Source organism: Pseudomonas protegens CHA0 (genome assembly GCF_000397205.1).
GTDB classification, from domain to species: domain Bacteria; phylum Pseudomonadota; class Gammaproteobacteria; order Pseudomonadales; family Pseudomonadaceae; genus Aquipseudomonas; species Aquipseudomonas protegens.
On sequence record NC_021237.1, the window covers coordinates 735,466 to 751,799 of the forward strand.

The 16,334-nt window shown below is 64.8% G+C and carries 18 protein-coding genes; 5 read left to right on the forward strand and 13 right to left on the reverse strand.

The window, feature by feature from the left end; translation table 11 throughout:
• The first annotated feature begins 30 nt into the window (after positions 1–30).
• The 3 genes from PFLCHA0_RS03155 to PFLCHA0_RS03160 all read left to right on the forward strand — a co-directional run bounded on the left by PFLCHA0_RS03155 (position 31) and on the right by PFLCHA0_RS03160 (position 1,819).
• On the forward strand, positions 31–492 hold the full coding sequence (locus PFLCHA0_RS03155; protein WP_015633963.1) for a hypothetical protein: 462 nt from the start codon (positions 31–33) through the stop codon (positions 490–492).
• A gap of 8 nt (positions 493–500) precedes the next feature.
• Complete coding sequence (locus tag PFLCHA0_RS31615; protein ID WP_172621738.1) at positions 501–683, forward strand: hypothetical protein; 183 nt, start codon at positions 501–503, stop codon at positions 681–683.
• 125 nt (positions 684–808) lie between these two features.
• Positions 809–1,819 (forward strand): AI-2E family transporter, encoded by a 1,011-nt coding sequence (locus tag PFLCHA0_RS03160; protein ID WP_011058994.1) that lies wholly within the window; start codon positions 809–811, stop codon positions 1,817–1,819.
• A 66-nt stretch (positions 1,820–1,885) separates the two neighbouring features.
• On the opposite strand, the gene PFLCHA0_RS03165 is transcribed toward PFLCHA0_RS03160, so the two are convergent.
• Positions 1,886–3,151, reverse strand: coding sequence for an Hsp70 family protein (locus PFLCHA0_RS03165; protein ID WP_015633965.1), 1,266 nt, complete (start codon positions 3,149–3,151; stop codon positions 1,886–1,888).
• A 297-nt stretch (positions 3,152–3,448) separates the two neighbouring features.
• Here PFLCHA0_RS03165 and PFLCHA0_RS03170 point away from each other — a divergent pair, with 297 nt between their 5' ends.
• Both PFLCHA0_RS03170 and PFLCHA0_RS03175 read left to right on the forward strand, forming a co-directional pair.
• Positions 3,449–4,390 carry a DnaJ C-terminal domain-containing protein gene (locus tag PFLCHA0_RS03170; protein WP_011058996.1) on the forward strand — a complete coding sequence of 314 codons (942 nt, stop codon included), beginning with the start codon at positions 3,449–3,451 and terminating at the stop codon, positions 4,388–4,390.
• Positions 4,391–4,413: 23 nt separating this feature from the next.
• A complete protein-coding gene (locus PFLCHA0_RS03175; protein WP_011058997.1) occupies positions 4,414–4,716 on the forward strand; it encodes a chaperone modulator CbpM in 303 nt (100 codons plus the stop codon).
• 209 nt (positions 4,717–4,925) lie between these two features.
• Here the strand turns inward: PFLCHA0_RS03175 and PFLCHA0_RS03180 are convergent, their stop codons facing one another.
• The 12 genes from PFLCHA0_RS03180 to urtA form a co-directional block, all read right to left on the reverse strand.
• Positions 4,926–6,059 carry a sensor histidine kinase gene (locus tag PFLCHA0_RS03180; protein ID WP_011058998.1) on the reverse strand — a complete coding sequence of 378 codons (1,134 nt, stop codon included), beginning with the start codon at positions 6,057–6,059 and terminating at the stop codon, positions 4,926–4,928.
• A gap of 98 nt (positions 6,060–6,157) precedes the next feature.
• Entirely contained in the window at positions 6,158–7,858 is a 1,701-nt protein-coding gene (gene ureC / locus PFLCHA0_RS03185) for an urease subunit alpha (protein WP_011058999.1), read from the reverse strand.
• Between the two features lie 108 nt (positions 7,859–7,966).
• Entirely contained in the window at positions 7,967–8,272 is a 306-nt protein-coding gene (locus tag PFLCHA0_RS03190; RefSeq protein WP_011059000.1) for an urease subunit beta, read from the reverse strand.
• The gene (locus tag PFLCHA0_RS03195) at positions 8,269–8,802 is read right to left on the reverse strand and encodes a GNAT family N-acetyltransferase (protein WP_011059001.1); all 534 of its coding nucleotides are present in this window, start codon (positions 8,800–8,802) and stop codon (positions 8,269–8,271) included. The genes PFLCHA0_RS03190 and PFLCHA0_RS03195 overlap by 4 nt, the downstream gene beginning before the upstream one ends.
• Positions 8,803–8,809: 7 nt before the next feature.
• Complete coding sequence (locus PFLCHA0_RS03200; RefSeq protein WP_015633967.1) at positions 8,810–9,343, reverse strand: GNAT family N-acetyltransferase; 534 nt, start codon at positions 9,341–9,343, stop codon at positions 8,810–8,812.
• 9 nt (positions 9,344–9,352) lie between these two features.
• Positions 9,353–9,655 (reverse strand): urease subunit gamma, encoded by a 303-nt coding sequence (gene ureA / locus PFLCHA0_RS03205; protein ID WP_011059003.1) that lies wholly within the window; start codon positions 9,653–9,655, stop codon positions 9,353–9,355.
• Between the two features lie 57 nt (positions 9,656–9,712).
• Entirely contained in the window at positions 9,713–10,552 is an 840-nt protein-coding gene (locus tag PFLCHA0_RS03210; RefSeq protein ID WP_015633968.1) for an urease accessory protein UreD, read from the reverse strand.
• Between the two features lie 30 nt (positions 10,553–10,582).
• Positions 10,583–11,281, reverse strand: coding sequence for an urea ABC transporter ATP-binding subunit UrtE (urtE, locus tag PFLCHA0_RS03215; protein WP_015633969.1), 699 nt, complete (start codon positions 11,279–11,281; stop codon positions 10,583–10,585).
• Between the two features lie 103 nt (positions 11,282–11,384).
• Positions 11,385–12,245, reverse strand: coding sequence for an urea ABC transporter ATP-binding protein UrtD (gene urtD / locus PFLCHA0_RS03220; protein ID WP_015633970.1), 861 nt, complete (start codon positions 12,243–12,245; stop codon positions 11,385–11,387).
• Complete coding sequence (gene urtC / locus PFLCHA0_RS03225) at positions 12,242–13,321, reverse strand: urea ABC transporter permease subunit UrtC (protein ID WP_015633971.1); 1,080 nt, start codon at positions 13,319–13,321, stop codon at positions 12,242–12,244. Before urtC ends, urtD begins: the two co-directional genes overlap by 4 nt.
• Entirely contained in the window at positions 13,321–14,823 is a 1,503-nt protein-coding gene (urtB, locus tag PFLCHA0_RS03230) for an urea ABC transporter permease subunit UrtB (RefSeq protein WP_041751931.1), read from the reverse strand. The genes urtC and urtB overlap by 1 nt, the downstream gene beginning before the upstream one ends.
• Positions 14,824–14,970: 147 nt before the next feature.
• Positions 14,971–16,236 carry an urea ABC transporter substrate-binding protein gene (gene urtA / locus PFLCHA0_RS03235; RefSeq protein WP_015633973.1) on the reverse strand — a complete coding sequence of 422 codons (1,266 nt, stop codon included), beginning with the start codon at positions 16,234–16,236 and terminating at the stop codon, positions 14,971–14,973.
• Between the last annotated feature and the right edge of the window lie 98 nt (positions 16,237–16,334).

Genomic DNA, 16,334 nt, shown 5'->3' on the forward strand with positions numbered 1-16,334 from the left:
CGTTAGCCGACAGTACATAAGGATATGTTTATGAATACCTGGGCATGGATTGCGACGTTGCTGCTCTTGAGTGGTTGTGCTTCTCAACCGCTATCCAAGGATCATGATCAGGTCCTGTCCGAGGTCGCTGATGTGGTGCAGAGGGACAGCGGTGGCTCAGGTGAGCGTCAGGATCTGCAACTGCTTGTCACGCAGATCAACAGCCATGGGCAGCTTCCCGATCGTCTAGTGATTGTGGCCGGCGGGGGTGTTGAACGCTTCAATGTGCGTGACATGTTCGCCAAGGTTTCCCAAAGCCCCAACGGTAGGTTCCTGATGTTCGGGGCCAACCCGGCACTGGACAAGGCGATTGTCGGCGGTGCACTGAGTGGTCAGCGCTTTCCTCGGGTCTGGCTGTTCTTTGTCGGCGAACCTGGGCAAGAGCAGGAAATGCGCAGCATCGTCGAAGCAGCGGGCATCAGGTATTCGTTTATCAGCAAATACAAAAAGTGAAGGTGTCTGTGAGTATCCGCGGTGCCATGGGGATTGCCCTGGCCAGTGGTTGTCTGGGAGGCATCAGCAGTTGCACGGCGCCCTCTCTGGTTTACGAAAACCAGCGCCTGGGCTCTCGCCTGCACTACTGCGGCTACGACGTGCCGCTGCCCGACCTTTCGGCCCCGGCGCCCGGGGCCAAAGCCGACTGAACCTTCGCCTGTCACAACACTCCAGTACCCTGTAAGCCCGCGTCCTCACGGCGCCTGCCACTATTCCTCAGGGGTGAAGGCTGGCAGACTGCCGATCTTTTCCCCGCTGTCTGTCTTGAGGCTATATGCCAGCGTTTTCACAGCGTCATCTGTTGTTCATCAGTTGGATCATCATTTTCGGTGGCCTGTTGCTGGCCTTGCCCCTGCGTCTGCTGCCCAGCCTGCTGGCCGGGTTGCTGGTGTTCGAGCTGGTCAACATGCTCACCCCGCAACTGCAGCGGCTGATCGAAGGCCGGCGTGCGCGCTGGCTGGCGGTGGCCTTGCTGGGCACCCTGGTGGTCAGCCTGCTGACCCTACTGTTCGCCGGGGCCATCAGCTTCCTGTTGCATGAGGCGGAGAACCCGGGTGCCTCGCTGGGCAAGTTCATGGTGGTGGTGGACAAGGCCCGGGGCCAGTTGCCGCCGTTCCTCGATTCCTACCTGCCGGCCAGCGCCGCCGAGTTCCAGGCTGCCATCGGTGCCTGGGCCAGCAAGCACCTGAGCGAGTTGCAACTGGTGGGCAAGGACGCGGCGCACATGTTCGTGACCCTGCTGATCGGCATGGTCCTGGGGGCGATCATTGCCCTGCAGCGGGTCCCCGACCTGACCAAGCGCAAGCCTCTGGCGGCGGCGCTGTTCGACCGTCTGCACCTGCTGGTCCAGGCGTTTCGCAACATCGTCTTCGCCCAGATCAAGATCTCCCTGCTCAACACCTTCTTCACCGGGATCTTCCTGGCGCTGATCCTGCCGCTGTTCGGGGTCAAGCTGCCGCTGACCAAGACCCTGATCGTGCTGACCTTCCTGCTGGGCCTGCTGCCGGTGATCGGCAACCTGATTTCCAACACACTGATCACCATCGTCGGCCTGTCGCTGTCGATCTGGGTGGCGGTGGCGGCGCTGGGCTACCTGATCTTTATCCACAAGCTGGAATACTTCCTCAACGCGCGGATCGTTGGCGGGCAGATCAGTGCCAAGTCCTGGGAGCTGCTGCTGGCGATGCTGGTGTTCGAGGCCGCCTTCGGCCTGCCCGGGGTGGTGGCGGGGCCGATCTATTACGCGTACCTGAAGAGCGAGTTGAAGCTGGCGGGATTGGTGTGAGTCTTGTTCGCCGGCCCGCCGGCTCCTACAGAACCTTGTAGGAGCCGGCGGGCCGGCGAAGCTGTTTCAGCCGTAACGCTTCTTGGCCTCGATGGCCAGGCCGCTGCCGATGCTGCCGAAGATATTGCCTTCCACATGCCGGGCATTGGGCAGCATCGCCGCCACGCTCTGGCGCAGCGCCGGAATGCCGCTGGAACCACCGGTGAAGAACACCGTATCGACCTGGCCCACACCGACATTGGCGTCGTTCAGCAACTGGGTGACGCTGGTGCGGATGCGCTCCAGCAAACCGTCGATGGAGGATTCGAACAGGGCCCGGCTCAGGTCCACGCTGAGGTCGCGCTCGATTCGGTCCAGGGCTACCAGGCGGTTCTCTGCGTGGGTCAGCTGGATCTTGGTCTCTTCAACGATCATGGCCAGCCAGTGCCCGGCGCGCTGTTCGATCAGCTTGAACAGACGGTCGATGCCGCCGGTGTCCTCGATGTCATAGCGCATGCTGCCCAGGGCCAGCTGGGATTTCTGCGAGTACACCGAGTTGATGGTGTGCCAGGTCGCCAGGTTCATGTGGTGGCTGGTGGGCATGTAGGCGCCGCTCTTCATCCGGCTGCCGTAGCCGAACAGCGGCATCACGCCCTGGAGGCTCAGTTGCTTGTCGAAGTCGGTACCGCCGACGTGCACGCCGCCGGTGGCGAGGATGTCGTCGTGGCGGTTATCGACGCCACGGCGCTCGGGGGACAGGCGCACCAGGGAGAAGTCCGAGGTACCACCGCCGATGTCGACGATCAGCACCAGTTCCTCGCGCTCGATGGTGGATTCGTAGTCGAAGGCCGCGGCGATGGGCTCGTACTGGAAGGACACTTCCTTGAAACCGATCTTGCGGGCCACTTCCACCAGGGTGTCTTCGGCTTCCTGGTCGGCGGCGGCGTCGTCATCGACGAAGAACACCGGGCGCCCCAGCACCACTTCTTCGAATTCCCGACCGGCGGCGGCTTCGGCGCGGCTTTTCAGTTGGCCGATGAACAGCCCCAAGAGGTCCTTGAACGGCATGGCAGTGCCCAGCACGCTGGTGTCGTGCTTGATCAGCTTGGAACCCAGCAGGCTCTTGAGCGAGCGCATCAGCCGGCCTTCGTAGCCTTCCAGGTACTCGTGCAGCGCCAGGCGGCCGTACACCGGACGGCGTTCCTCGATATTGAAGAACACCACCGAAGGCAGGGTGATCTTGTCGTCCTCCAGGGTGATCAGCGTCTCCTCGCCGGGGCGCAGCCAGCCGACGGTGGAGTTGGAGGTACCGAAGTCAATGCCGCAGGCACGGGCCGGGGTGGCGTTGTTCATGTCTTTGGATCCGGTGAAAAAAACGGCCGCGCAGCGTACGCCAGTCCTCGCGCCTTGCAAAGGCCGACTATCTGCTAAATCACCCCCTGTCGTGCCTTGAAAGACTATCCTTTACCCCCAAACTTGCAGGCATGGGCCGCGCAGCCACCTGGGATCACAAGATCCGCCCGAGGCTGCCGATAAACTTCTGATGCGCCGTTCAGTCAGAGGATTGAGATTGATCAATTCTCATGCTGCCAGACCGAGCATGCTGTGCTGCACGCCGCGCGACTTTGATAACGGATGGTGATTCCCTCGATGGACTTCAAAGACTATTACAAGATTCTCGGCGTGGAGCCGACAGCGGACGACAAGGCGATCAAGGCCGCCTATCGCAAGCTGGCGCGCAAGTACCACCCCGACGTCAGTAAGGAAAAGGATGCCGAGGCCAAGTTCAAGGACGCCTCGGAAGCCTATGAAGCGCTGAAAAGCGCCGACAAGCGCGCCGAGTACGATGACCTGCGCAAGTACGGCCAGCATGGCCAACCGTTCCAGGGCCCGCCGGGCTGGCAGAGCCGTGGCGGTTTTGGCGGCGGCGAGGACGGTGGCGATTTCTCGGACTTCTTCAGTTCGATCTTTGGTAACCGGGGGCCAGGATTCGGCGGCCCGGAGCAGCGCCGCAGCAGCGGTCGTCGTGGACAGGATGTGGAAATGGAACTGCCGATCTTTCTTGAAGAAACCCTGTCCACCGAGTCGAAGAAGATCAGCTTCCAGGTGCCGCAGTACAACGCCAATGGCCAACACGTCAGCAACACCAGCAAGAGCCTGAACGTGAAGATTCCGGCAGGTGTCACCGACGGCGAGCGCATCCGCCTCAAGGGCCAGGGCGCGCCGGGCGTGGGCGGCGGCGCGAATGGCGACCTGTACCTGACCATTCGCTTCGCGCCGCATCCCAAGTTCGATGTCGAAGGCGAGAACCTGATCATCACCCTGCCACTGGCCCCCTGGGAGCTGGCGCTGGGGACCGAGGTCGCGGTACCGACCCTGACCGGCAAGATCAACCTCAAGGTTCCGGCCGGCAGCCAGAATGGCCAGCGCATGCGCGCCAAGGGCCATGGCCTGCTGAACAAGGCCGGCCAGCGCGGCTACCTGTTCGTGCAACTCAAGGCGGTCATGCCCAAGCAGGCGGGCGACGACGTCAAGGCCTTGTGGCAGGAGCTGGCGAAGAAGGCAGCGTTCGACCCCCGGGAAAATTTCTGATTCGACACTAGGAGGCGCTGATCATGAGCACCCTGATCGTTCAGCTGGACATGGAAGAGTTCTGTGAAGTGGCCGACCTGTCGGCGGCCTACGTGATCGAAATCGTCGAGCACGGCATCCTCGAACCTCAGGGCCGGGCCCCCAAGGACTGGCGCTTCAACGACTATGAGCTGTCCCTGGCCAAGCGCGCGGCGAAGTTGCGCCGCGACCTGGACCTGGAATGGGAAGGCGTGGCCCTGGCCCTGGACCTGCTGGACGAAGTGCGGCAACTGCGCGCCGAGAACCAGATGCTCAAACAGCGCCTGGGCCGCCTGTTGGTGGACTGAGGGTGTGTAGGCCTGTAGCCGCTGCCGAGCGCTAGCGAGGCTGCGACCGGGCGCGCAGCGCCCGTCTAACCAGGCGACTGCGGTGTGTCAGGAAAAAGCGGGTTGCGAGGACTGCGTCCTCGTTCGCAGCTTCGCTGGCGCTCAGCAGCGGCTACAAAACGATACAAACGGCACAAACGATACAAACGCACTAGCGGTTACAAAGCGCCTCAGGCACTGGCGCGGGAGACGCGCGGCAGGACCACGGTGAAGGTGGTGCCATCGCTGGCGTTGGAGCTGACTTCGATGCTGCCCTGGTGGGCAACCACCACTTCCTTGACGATGAACAACCCCAGGCCAAGGCTGGTGCTGGGGTTGCCCAGTTCTTCGTCGACGCTGCGCACCAACGGGTCGAACAGGGTGCCCAGGGCCTCCGGGGGGATCGGCGTGCCGTAGTTGTGCACGGTCAACAGCACCTGTTCCGCGCCACCGGTGATGGTCACGGTCACGGTGCGGCGGTTGTTGCCGTGCTGCAGGGCGTTGCCGATCAGGTTCTGCAGCATCTGCTCGATGCGCCCGCGGTCCCAGATGCCATGGCTGTCGCCCTCGAAGCTCATCAGCGGGGTGCAATCGGGCTGCCCGGCGCAGGCTTCGTCCATGGCCGCCTTGGCCGCGCTGGCCAGGTCCATGGGCGCAGGTTCGATGGGCAGGCTGCTGCCCAGGCGGCTGCGCACGAACTCCAGCAGGTCGCTGACCATGGCGCCCATGTGCCGGGTGCCGCTCTTGATACGTGAAACGAAGGCCTGGGCGTCGCCGTCCAGGGCGACTTTGCGTGCCAGCATTTCAGTGGACATGCTCACTGCCTGCAACGGCGCCCGCAGGTCGTGGCCAAGAATTGCCAGGAAGATATCCCGCGAGCGGCTGACCTGTTCGGCATAGGCTGCGGTGGACTCGGCCAGGGCTTCATCAATGGCTTCGTTGAAACGGATCATGTCCTGCAGGTAGGCCAGGTCCGGTGTCTGCAGGCTGGCCACCCACAGGCGGATCACGCAGGCTCGCAGGTGGCGGAATTCCGAGGTCATCTGCACCAGGTCGAACCCCACGTGATGGCGCAGCTCGCCATGGCTGGCGGCCGCGGCATCCAGGCTGGGGGTTTTTTCCGGGCCTTCGCCCTTGGCCTTGGCCCGTTGTTCCCCGGGGCTCTGGGCGGTGCACATATCCCGGGCGGCGGCCAGCAGGATGGAGCGCGCGTGGTCACGCAGGTCCGTGCGGGTCAGGGAGTCCTGAGCGAGGCTCCTGGCAAATTGTTCCCATTCATCAACGATTCGATCAACGTGCTGCACGATAAAATCGGACAGGCGCATAGCCGGGCACCTTACTGGGCAGTGAGTGGAAAACCGAGACGCATCTTAGCGCCTAATCGAACATTTCAGCAGCCACTCTGCCCAGTGGTGGGCCAGCCCTAGAACAGGAAGTAGCGCTGGGCCATGGGCAGCACGTCCGCCGGTTCGCACCACAGCAGCACGCCATCAGCCTTGACCTGATAGGTCTGCGGGTCGACTTCGATATCCGGCAGGTAGTCGTTGTGGATCAGGTCGGTTTTCTGCACGTTGCGACAGCCCTTGACCACGGCGATGCGTTTTTTCAGCCCCAACTGCTCCGGCACCCCGGCCTCCAGTGCGGCCTGGCTGATGAAGGTCAGGCTGGTGGCGTGACGGCTGCCGCCGAAGCTGGCGAACATCGGCCGGTAGTGCACCGGCTGCGGGGTCGGGATCGAGGCGTTGGCGTCGCCCATCAGGCTGGCGGCAATGGCCCCGCCCTTGAGGATCAGGGTCGGCTTGACCCCGAAGAACGCCGGGCGCCAGAGCACCAGGTCGGCCCACTTGCCCACTTCGACGGAGCCCACCTCATGGCTGATGCCGTGGGTGATCGCCGGGTTGATGGTGTACTTGGCAATGTAGCGCTTGACCCGGAAGTTGCTGTTGCCCGGGCCATCCCCCGGCAGCGGGCCGCGCTGCTTGTGCATCTTGTCGGCGGTCTGCCAGGTGCGGGTCACCACTTCGCCGACCCGGCCCATGGCCTGGCTGTCGGAGCTGATCATGGAGAAGGCCCCGAGGTCGTGGAGGATGTCCTCGGCGGCAATGGTCTCCCGGCGGATGCGGCTTTCGGCGAAGGCCACGTCCTCGGCGATGCTCGGGTCCAGGTGATGGCAGACCATCAGCATGTCCAGGTGTTCGTCGATGGTGTTGCGGGTGAAGGGCCGGGTCGGGTTGGTGGAGCTGGGCAGCACGTTGGCCAGGCCGCAGGCCTTGATGATGTCCGGGGCATGGCCGCCGCCGGCGCCTTCGGTGTGGTAGGTATGGATGGTGCGGCCCTTGAAGGCGCCCAGGGTGGTTTCGACGAAGCCCGATTCATTGAGGGTGTCGGTGTGGATCGCCACCTGCACGTCGTACTCATCGGCCACGCTCAGGCAGTTGTCGATGCTGGCCGGGGTGCTGCCCCAGTCCTCGTGCAGCTTGAGGCCGATGGCCCCGGCCTTGACCTGTTCGATCAAGGGCTCCGGCAGGCTGGCGTTGCCCTTGCCGGTAAAGCCGATGTTCATGGCGAAGGCGTCCGCCGCCTGGAGCATGCGCGCCATGTGCCAGGGCCCGGAGGTGCAGGTGGTGGCGTTGGTCCCGGTGGCAGGTCCCGTGCCGCCACCGATCATGGTGGTGACGCCGCTCATCAGCGCCTCTTCGATCTGCTGCGGGCAGATGAAGTGGATATGGGTGTCGATGCCGCCGGCGGTGAGGATCATGCCCTCACCGGCGATGACCTCGGTGCTGGCGCCGATGGCGATGTTCACGTCGGGCTGGATGTCCGGATTGCCGGCCTTGCCGATGGCGGCGATGCGCCCGTCCTTGAGGCCGACGTCGGCCTTGACGATGCCCCAGTGGTCGATGATCAGGGCGTTGGTGATCAGGGTGTCCACCACCTCGGCGGCCAGCAACTGGCTCTGGCCCATACCGTCACGGATCACCTTGCCGCCGCCGAACTTCACTTCTTCACCGTAGGTGGTGAAATCCTTCTCCACTTCGATCCACAGCTCGGTGTCGGCCAGCCGCACCTTGTCGCCCACGGTGGGGCCGAACATGTCGGCGTAGGCTTCACGGGAAATCTTCATCGCAGCTCCTTACAGAAACAGGTCTTGCAGGAGCCGGCTTGCCGGCGAAGGGGCCCGAAAGACCGCATTCGCCGGCAAGCTGGCTCCTACATGCGTAGGGTCGAGGGATCAGAGGTCGCCCATGATCCGCCCGGCGAAGCCGAATACCCGGCGCTTGCCGGCCAGTTCCACCAGTTCCACTTCCCGGGTCTGGCCCGGTTCGAAGCGCACCGCGGTGCCGGCGGCGATGTTCAGGCGCATGCCGCGGCTGGCGGCTCGGTCGAAGGTCAAGGCGTCGTTGGTTTCGAAGAAGTGGTAGTGGGAGCCGACCTGGATTGGCCGGTCGCCGCTGTTGGATACGTTCAGGCGCAGGGTGCGGCGCCCGGCGTTGAGTTCGATCTCGCCGGGCTGGATCTGGTATTGGCCAGGAATCATAGGGGTTGTCCCAGGGTCTTGAAGTAGATGGCGGTGGCGGTATAGGTGCCGTCCGGGCTCTGGCAGTAGTTGGGCAGTTCGCCGACCCGGGTATAACCCAGGGCGCGGTAGAACTCTTCCGCCGCGGAGCCGGCCTCGGTGTCCAGGTACAGCAGCCCGCGCTTGTGCTGGCGGGCGGCCTGTTCCAGGGCATTCATCAACTGCTGGCCCAGGCCGCGGCGGCGGGCGCTGTGCAGGACCTGGAGCTTCTGCACCTCGGCGCGGTTGCGCCCGTTGGCCTTCATGCACAGGGCCAGTTGCACGCTGGCCAGGACTTTCTCGTCGCGTACCACCACCCACAACAGCAGGCTGCCGTCCTCGACCCCGGCCTGCACGCTGCTGAGGTAGCTGCGGGCCTGGCTGTCGTCGAGATCGGCCATGAAGCCGATGGACGCACCGTGCTGCACCGAGTCCAGCAGCAACTCGATCAGTCCCTGACGGTAATGGGCAAAGCTTTCTCCATGGACAAGGCGCAGTTGGGCGGCGTTCATCGAGATTTCACTCCTTGTGCGGGGCGGGCGGTTGCGCCCCGGGGTTGAGAATCAGCTGCATGAAGGTCAGGTCCAGCCAGCGCCCGAACTTGGTGCCCACCTGAGGCATCTGCCCGGTGCTGATGAACCCCAGGCGCTCATGCAGACGGACCGAGGCGCTGTTGCCGCTCTCGATGGCGGCCACCATCACGTGCTTGCCACAGCCCCGGGCGCGCTCCAGCAGCACCGCCATCAACCGCGGGCCCAGGCCGTTGCCGCGCTGGTCGCTGCGCACATAGACCGAATGTTCCACGGTGTGACGGAAGCCGTCGAAAGGCCGCCAGTCGCCGAAGGAAGCGTAGCCGAGCACCTGCTCCTCGGCGTTGATGATCACCAGGATCGGATAGCCCTGGGCCTGGCGTGCGCTGAACCAGGCCTGGCGGTTGCCCAGGTCTACCGGTTGCTCGTTCCAGATCGCCGTGGTGTTGAGCACGGCGTCGTTGTAGATGTCGCGGATCGCCGGCAGGTCGGCATGCAGGGCATCGCGGATGCGATAGGTCATGGCACGGCCTCAAGCGATGGGTTGGTGAACGGTGACCAGCTTGGTGCCGTCGGGAAAGGTGGCTTCCACCTGGATGTCCGGGATCATCTCCGGGATGCCTTCCATCACCTGCTCGCGGCTGAGCAGGGTGGTGCCGTAGTGCATCAGTTCGGCCACGGTCTGCCCGTCCCGGGCGCCTTCGAGCAGCGCCGCGGAGATATAGGCCATGGTTTCCGGGTAGTTGAGCTTGAGGCCGCGGGCCAGTCGCCGCTCGGCCACCAGGCCGGCGGTGAAGATCAGCAGCTTGTCTTTTTCGCGTGGGGTCAGATCCATCGTGGTCAATCCGTTGTCAGGCAGTAGAAAAAGGTGCAGTGGAAAAGGGCATGCGGGTCAGGTGTTCCAGATTCTGGGTGGCCTGGCTTCGCGGCCCAGCAGCGCCGGGCGCAGCAGGCGCCACAGCTCGATCAGCCAGGCCCGGGCCTGCAGAGCTTCGCTGGCCAGGCAGCGGGCCACCAGCAGGCCCGGCAGTTGGCTCAGGTCGCCGCGTACCGGGTGTGCCAGGGCGCGACAGCGTTCCAGCAGTTCGCTGTCGATTTCACCGGTCACCAGCAAGGTGGCGAACACCGGCTGGCCATCCAGGCCGATGGGGGAATCCAGCAGGCCGTCGCCACCGCCGATGCGCTGGCGTTCATGCCACAGCGGCCGGCCGTCGCGGTACAGGTCCAGGTGGGCCTGGAAATGGCCCTGCTCGAACCGCTCGCCACTGGCCGGGCGCCCCAGGGCAATGATGTCCCAGTAGAACAGCCGGGCATCGCCCTGCAATTCGATGCGGGTCGTGAGCTCGGCCTGGGCAGCGCTGAAGACGATGGTTTCCTGGGGCAGCCACTCCAGGGTCGCGCCCGGCGCTACCTGCAGGTTCAGGGCCTGGCTGGCCGGGCCGGTGGCGCGATACCACTTGGCCGCCCCGGGGCTGGTCAACTGGGCCCAGGCACCGCTGTCGACCCGGGCGCTGATGGCCAGCCGATCACCGCCGGCAATGCCGCCGGGCGGGTGGACGATGATGTGCTGGCAAACCTCGGGGCCTTCGGCATACAGGTGCTTCTGCACCCGCAGCGGGCCCAGGTGGCGGCGCAGCACCGGGCGCGTGGTGGCGCCGCAACGGGCATAGGCCAGCTCCAGTTCGGCGTGCCAGCTGGGAGTGAACAGGGCGGTGGCGGCAGGTAGGTTCATGCTGGGTCGTTATCGTTAGGAGGCTACAGATTAGATCGTAACCAGGCCGCGTACACCCTCGGCCTGCATATTTTTGCCGCGGCCCTGCTGGATGATTTCCCCCCGGGACATCACCAGGTACTGGTCGGCCAGTTCGGCGGCAAAGTCGTAGAACTGCTCCACCAGCAGGATCGCCATGTCGCCCCGGGCCGCGAGCTTGCTGATCACCGCGCCGATCTCCTTGATCACCGAGGGCTGGATGCCTTCGGTGGGCTCATCGAGGATCAGCAGGCGCGGGCGGCTGGCCAGGGCCCGGCCGATGGCCAGTTGTTGCTGCTGGCCGCCGGAGAGATCGCCGCCACGGCGCTGCTTCATCTGCAACAGCACCGGGAACAGTTCGTAGATGAAGGCCGGCACTTCCTTGGCCTGGGAGCCGGGGAAGCGGGACAGGCCCATCAGCAGGTTTTCCTCCACGGTCAGGCGGCCGAAGATTTCCCGGCCCTGGGGCACGTAGGCGATCCCGGCGTGGACGCGCTGATGGGGCTTGTAGCCGGTGATGCCCCGGCCCTCCCAGTTGACCGCGCCCTCCTTGGCCGGCAGCAGGCCCATCAGGCATTTGAGCAGGGTGGTCTTGCCCACGCCGTTGCGCCCCAGCAGGCAGGTGACTTCGCCAATCCGGGCTTCGAAGCTCAGGCCGCGCAGGATGTGGCTACCGCCGTAGTATTGGTGCAGCTTGTCGACTTGGAGCATGGTCGGGTACTCGAGTTTTGTGGGGATTGCGGGGCGGTCTTCGCTGGCCAGCCGGCTCCTGCGGGAGGGGTAGGAGCCGGCTTGCCGGCGAACGGCGGTTGCGCTAACGGCCGAGGTAAACCTCGATCACCCGTTCGTTTTCCTGCACCTGTTCCAGGGAGCCTTCGGCCAGCACGCTGCCTTGGTGCAGCACGGTGACGTGGTCGGCAATCGAGCCGACAAAGCCCATGTCGTGTTCCACCACCATCAGCGAGTGCTTGCCCGCCAGGGTCTTGAACAGCTCGGCGGTAAATTCGGTCTCGGCGTCGGTCATGCCCGCCACCGGTTCGTCCAGCAACAGCAGTTGCGGGTCCTGCATCAGCAGCATGCCGATCTCCAGAAACTGCTTCTGGCCGTGGGACAGCAGGCCCGCCTGGCGTTGAGCCGAAGGGCTCAGGCGAATGGTCTCCAGCACCTGGGCGATGCGGTCCTGCTGTTCTGTGCTCAAGCGGGCCCCGAGGCTGGCCCACACCGACTTGTCGGTCTTCTGCGCCAGCTCCAGGTTCTCGAACACGCTCAGGGCCTCGAACACCGTGGGTTTCTGGAACTTGCGGCCGATCCCGGCCTGGGCGATCTGCACTTCGCTCATCTGGGTCAGGTCCAGGGTTTCGCCGAACCAGGCCTTGCCCCGGGAGGGGCGGGTCTTGCCGGTGATCACGTCCATCAGGGTGGTCTTGCCGGCGCCGTTGGGGCCGATGATGCAGCGCAACTCGCCGACACCGATGTACAGGTTGAGGTCGTTGAGGGCCTTGAAACCATCGAAGCTGACGCTGATGTCCTCCAGGGTCAGGATGGTGCCGTGGCGGGTGTTGAGGCCCTTGCCGGCGGCGTGGCCAAGGCCGATGGCGTCGCGGCTGGTGCCGGCGTCCTTGTTGGTGTCGAGAATGGGTTCGAGCATGAAGTCCGCCGTTGCTGTGACTCTCATTGTTCACCTCGTTTGTTCAGCAGGCCGATCACGCCCTTGGGCAGGTACAGGGTCACGACGATGAACAGCGCACCGAGGAAGAACAGCCAGTATTCGGGAAAGGCCACGGTGAACCAGCTCTTCATGCCGTTGACCACACCGGCCCCCAGCAGTGGGCCGATCAGCGTGCCGCGCCCGCCCAGGGCGACCCACACGGCGGCCTCGATGGAGTTGGTGGGGGACATTTCGCTGGGGTTGATGATGCCCACCTGGGGCACGTACAGGGCCCCGGCCAGGCCGCACAGCACGGCGCTCAGGACCCAGACGAAAAGCTTGAAGCCGCGCGGGTCGTAGCCGCAGAACATCAGGCGGTTTTCGGCGTCGCGCAGGGCCGTCAGCACCCGGCCGAACTTGCTCCGGGCCAGGCGCCAGCCCAGGTACAGGCTGCCCACCAGCAGCGCCACCGTGGCCAGGAACAGCACCGCCCGAGTGCCCGGTTCGGTGATGCCGAAGCCCAGGATGCTGCGGAAGTTGGTAAAGCCGTTGTTGCCGCCAAAGCCGGTCTCGTTGCGAAAGAACAGCAGCATCCCGGCGAAGGTCAGGGCCTGGGTCATGATCGAGAAGTACACGCCCTTGATCCGCGAGCGGAAGGCGAAGAAGCCGAACACCAGGGCCAGCAGCCCCGGGGCCAGCACCACCAGGCACAAGGCCCAGAGGAAATGCTCGGTGCCGGCCCAGTACCAGGGCAGTTCGCTCCAGGAAAGGAAGGTCATGAAGGCCGGCAGGCCATCCCCGGCGGCCTGGCGCATCAGGTACATGCCCATGGCGTAGCCGCCCAGGGCGAAGAACAGGCCGTGGCCCAGGGACAGCAGCCCGGCGTAGCCCCAGACCAGGTCCAGGGCCAGGGCGACGATGGCGTAGCAGAGGATCTTGCCCACCAGGGTCAGGGTGTAGGCCGAGACCTGCAGCGGGTGGTCCGCCGGTAGCAGCGACAGCAGCGGCAGGGCCAGCAGCACCAGGAGCAGCAACGCCCCGACGGTGATCGTGACCCTGGGCCCGGCTTTCTGGGTGGCGGTAATGAGCAGTGGTTGATTCATCAGTCGATCACCCGTCCTTTCAGTGCGAAGAGTCCCTGCGGGCGTTTCTGGATAAACAGAATGATCAGCGCAAGGATCAGGATCTTGCCGAGCACGGCGCCGATCTGCGGTTCGAGGATCTTGTTCGCCACCCCCAGGCCGAAGGCCGCCAGCACGCTGCCGGCCAGTTGCCCGACCCCGCCGAGGACCACCACCAGGAACGAGTCGATGATGTAGCTCTGGCCCAGGTCCGGGCCGACGTTGCCGATCTGGCTCAGGGCCACGCCGCCCAGGCCCGCAATGCCCGAGCCGAGGCCGAAGGCGAGCATGTCCACGCGCCCGGTGGGCACGCCGCAGCAGGCGGCCATGTTGCGGTTCTGGGTCACCGCGCGCACGTTCAGGCCCAGGCGGGTCTTGTTCAGCAGCAGCCAGGTGAGCACCACGACAAACAGCGCGAAGGCGATGATCACGATGCGGTTGTAGGGCAGTACCAGGTTGGGCAGCACCTGGATGCCGCCGGACAGCCAGGCCGGGTTCGCCACTTCGACGTTCTGCGCGCCGAACAGCAGGCGCACCAGCTGGATCAGCATCAGGCTGATGCCCCAGGTGGCCAGCAGGGTTTCCAGGGGCCGGCCGTAGAGGTGGCGGATCACCATGCGCTCCAGGGCCATGCCGATCCCGGCGGTGACGAAAAACGCCACCGGCAGCGCCAGCAGTGGGTAGTACTCGATGGCTTGCGGGGCGTAGCGCTGGAACAGCAACTGCACCACATAGGTGGCGTAGGCGCCGAGCATCAGCATCTCGCCGTGGGCCATGTTGATCACCCCCAGCAGGCCGAAGGTGATGGCCAGCCCCAGGGCCGCCAGCAGCAGGATCGAACCCAGGGACAGGCCGCTGAAGGCCTGGCCCAGCACTTCGCCCACCAGCAGCTTGCGCTTGACCTGGGCCAGGCTGGTTTCGGCCGCGGTGCGTACCGCGGCATCGGCTTCGACCCCGGGTTCGAGCAGGCCTTCGAGGCGGGTACGGGCCAGCGGGTCGCCGGTTTCCCCCAGCAGGCGCACGGCGGCCAGGCGCACCGCCGGGTCGCTGTCCACCAGTTGCAGGTTGGCCAGGGCCAGGCTCAGGGCATCGTGCACGTCCGGGGCTTGCTCGGCGGCCAGTCGGGCATCGAGGAATTTCAGTTGCGCCGGCTTGGCGCTTTTCTGCAGTTGGCGGGCGGCGGCCAGACGGCTGTTGGCGTCGCTGGCGAGCAACTGGTGGCTGGCCAGGGCGCTGTCGATCAGGCCCCGCAGACGGTTGTTCAGGCGCAGGGTTCTGCTTTCGCCGGCGATGTTCAACTGGCCCTGCTGCAGGGCGTTGAGCAGTTCCAGGCGCGCCGGGTCGGGCTGCGCGGCCCAGGTTTCCAGGAGCCGGGCCTGCTCGCCGGAGTTGCCGGCGACGAAGTCTTCGGCATCCCCGGCCTGGGCCGTCCATGGCAGTAACAGCAGGCCGGCGAGGATCAAACGGTAGAGGGCAGTGGGCATATCGGTGTCCTTGAAAGCGCCCGGATAACCTGTAGGAGCGAGCTTGCTCGCGATCCGCGCAGCGGCCAGCCGGGCGGTTTTCGTTGGAGGTCCTGCGGACCTCGTCGCGAGCAAGCTCGCTCCTACGGGGAAGGCGTCAGGTTCGGATCAGTTGCTCTTGACCGCGTAGTCCGGCTTCTTGTCGTTGCCCGGGATGAACGGGCTCCAGGGCTGGGCGCGGATCGGGCCGTCGGTCTGCCAGACCACGTTGAACTGACCGTCGGGCTGGATCTCGCCGATCATCACCGGCTTGTGCAGATGGTGATTGGTCTTGTCCATGGTCAGGGTGTAGCCCGAAGGGGCGGCGAAGGTCTGCCCGGCCAGGGCCTCGCGAACCTTGTCGACATCGGTGGACTTGGCTTTCTCCACCGCCTGGGCCCACATGTGGATGCCGACGTAGGTGGCTTCCATCGGGTCGTTGGTCACCGCCTTGTCCGCGCCCGGCAGGTTCTTGGCCTTGGCGTAGGCCTTCCAGGCGGCGACGAACTTCTGGTTCACCGGGTTATCCACCGACTCGAAGTAGTTCCAGGCCGCGAGGTTGCCCACCAGGGGCTTGGTGTCGATGCCGCGCAGTTCTTCCTCGCCCACCGAGAAGGCCACCACCGGCACGTCGGTGGCTTTCAGGCCCTGGTTGGCCAGTTCCTTGTAGAAGGGCACGTTGGAGTCACCGTTGACCGTGGAGATCACCGCAGTCTTGCCACCGGCGGAGAACTTCTTGATGTTGGCGACGATGGTTTGATAGTCGCTGTGGCCGAACGGGGTGTAGACCTCTTCGATGTCCTTGTCGGCCACGCCCTTGGAGTGCAGGAACGAACGCAGGATCTTGTTGGTGGTGCGCGGGTAGACGTAGTCGGTGCCCAGGAGGAAGAAGCGCTTGGCGCTGCCGCCGTCCTCGCTCATCAGGTATTCCACCGCCGGGATCGCCTGCTGGTTCGGCGCGGCGCCGGTGTAGAAGACGTTGGGCGACATCTCTTCGCCTTCGTACTGCACCGGGTAGAACAGCAGGCCGTTGAGCTCCTCGAACACCGGCAGCACCGACTTGCGCGACACCGAGGTCCAGCAGCCGAATACCACCGCCACCTTGTCCTGGGTCAGCAACTGGCGGCCCTTCTCGGCGAACAGCGGCCAGTTCGAGGCCGGGTCCACCACCACCGGCTCCAGCAGCTTGCCGTTGACCCCGCCCTTGGCGTTGATTTCGTCGATGGTCATCAGCGCCATGTCCTTGAGGGACGTTTCGGAGATCGCCATGGTGCCCGACAGCGAGTGCAGGATCCCCACCTTGATGGTTTCGGCGGCCTGGACGGTCCAGGTCATGCCCATCGCGGCAATGCTTGCCGTGAGAGTGAAAGCCTTGAGCAAACTACGACGCTTCATTGTGCGATCTCCATGAACTCTTGATTTTTCAGGTGGTAGATGCGGACTGCTGAAGGGCTGTTTTGCAAGGGGTGTGCCGAGTCGGCGCAAGGCATGAA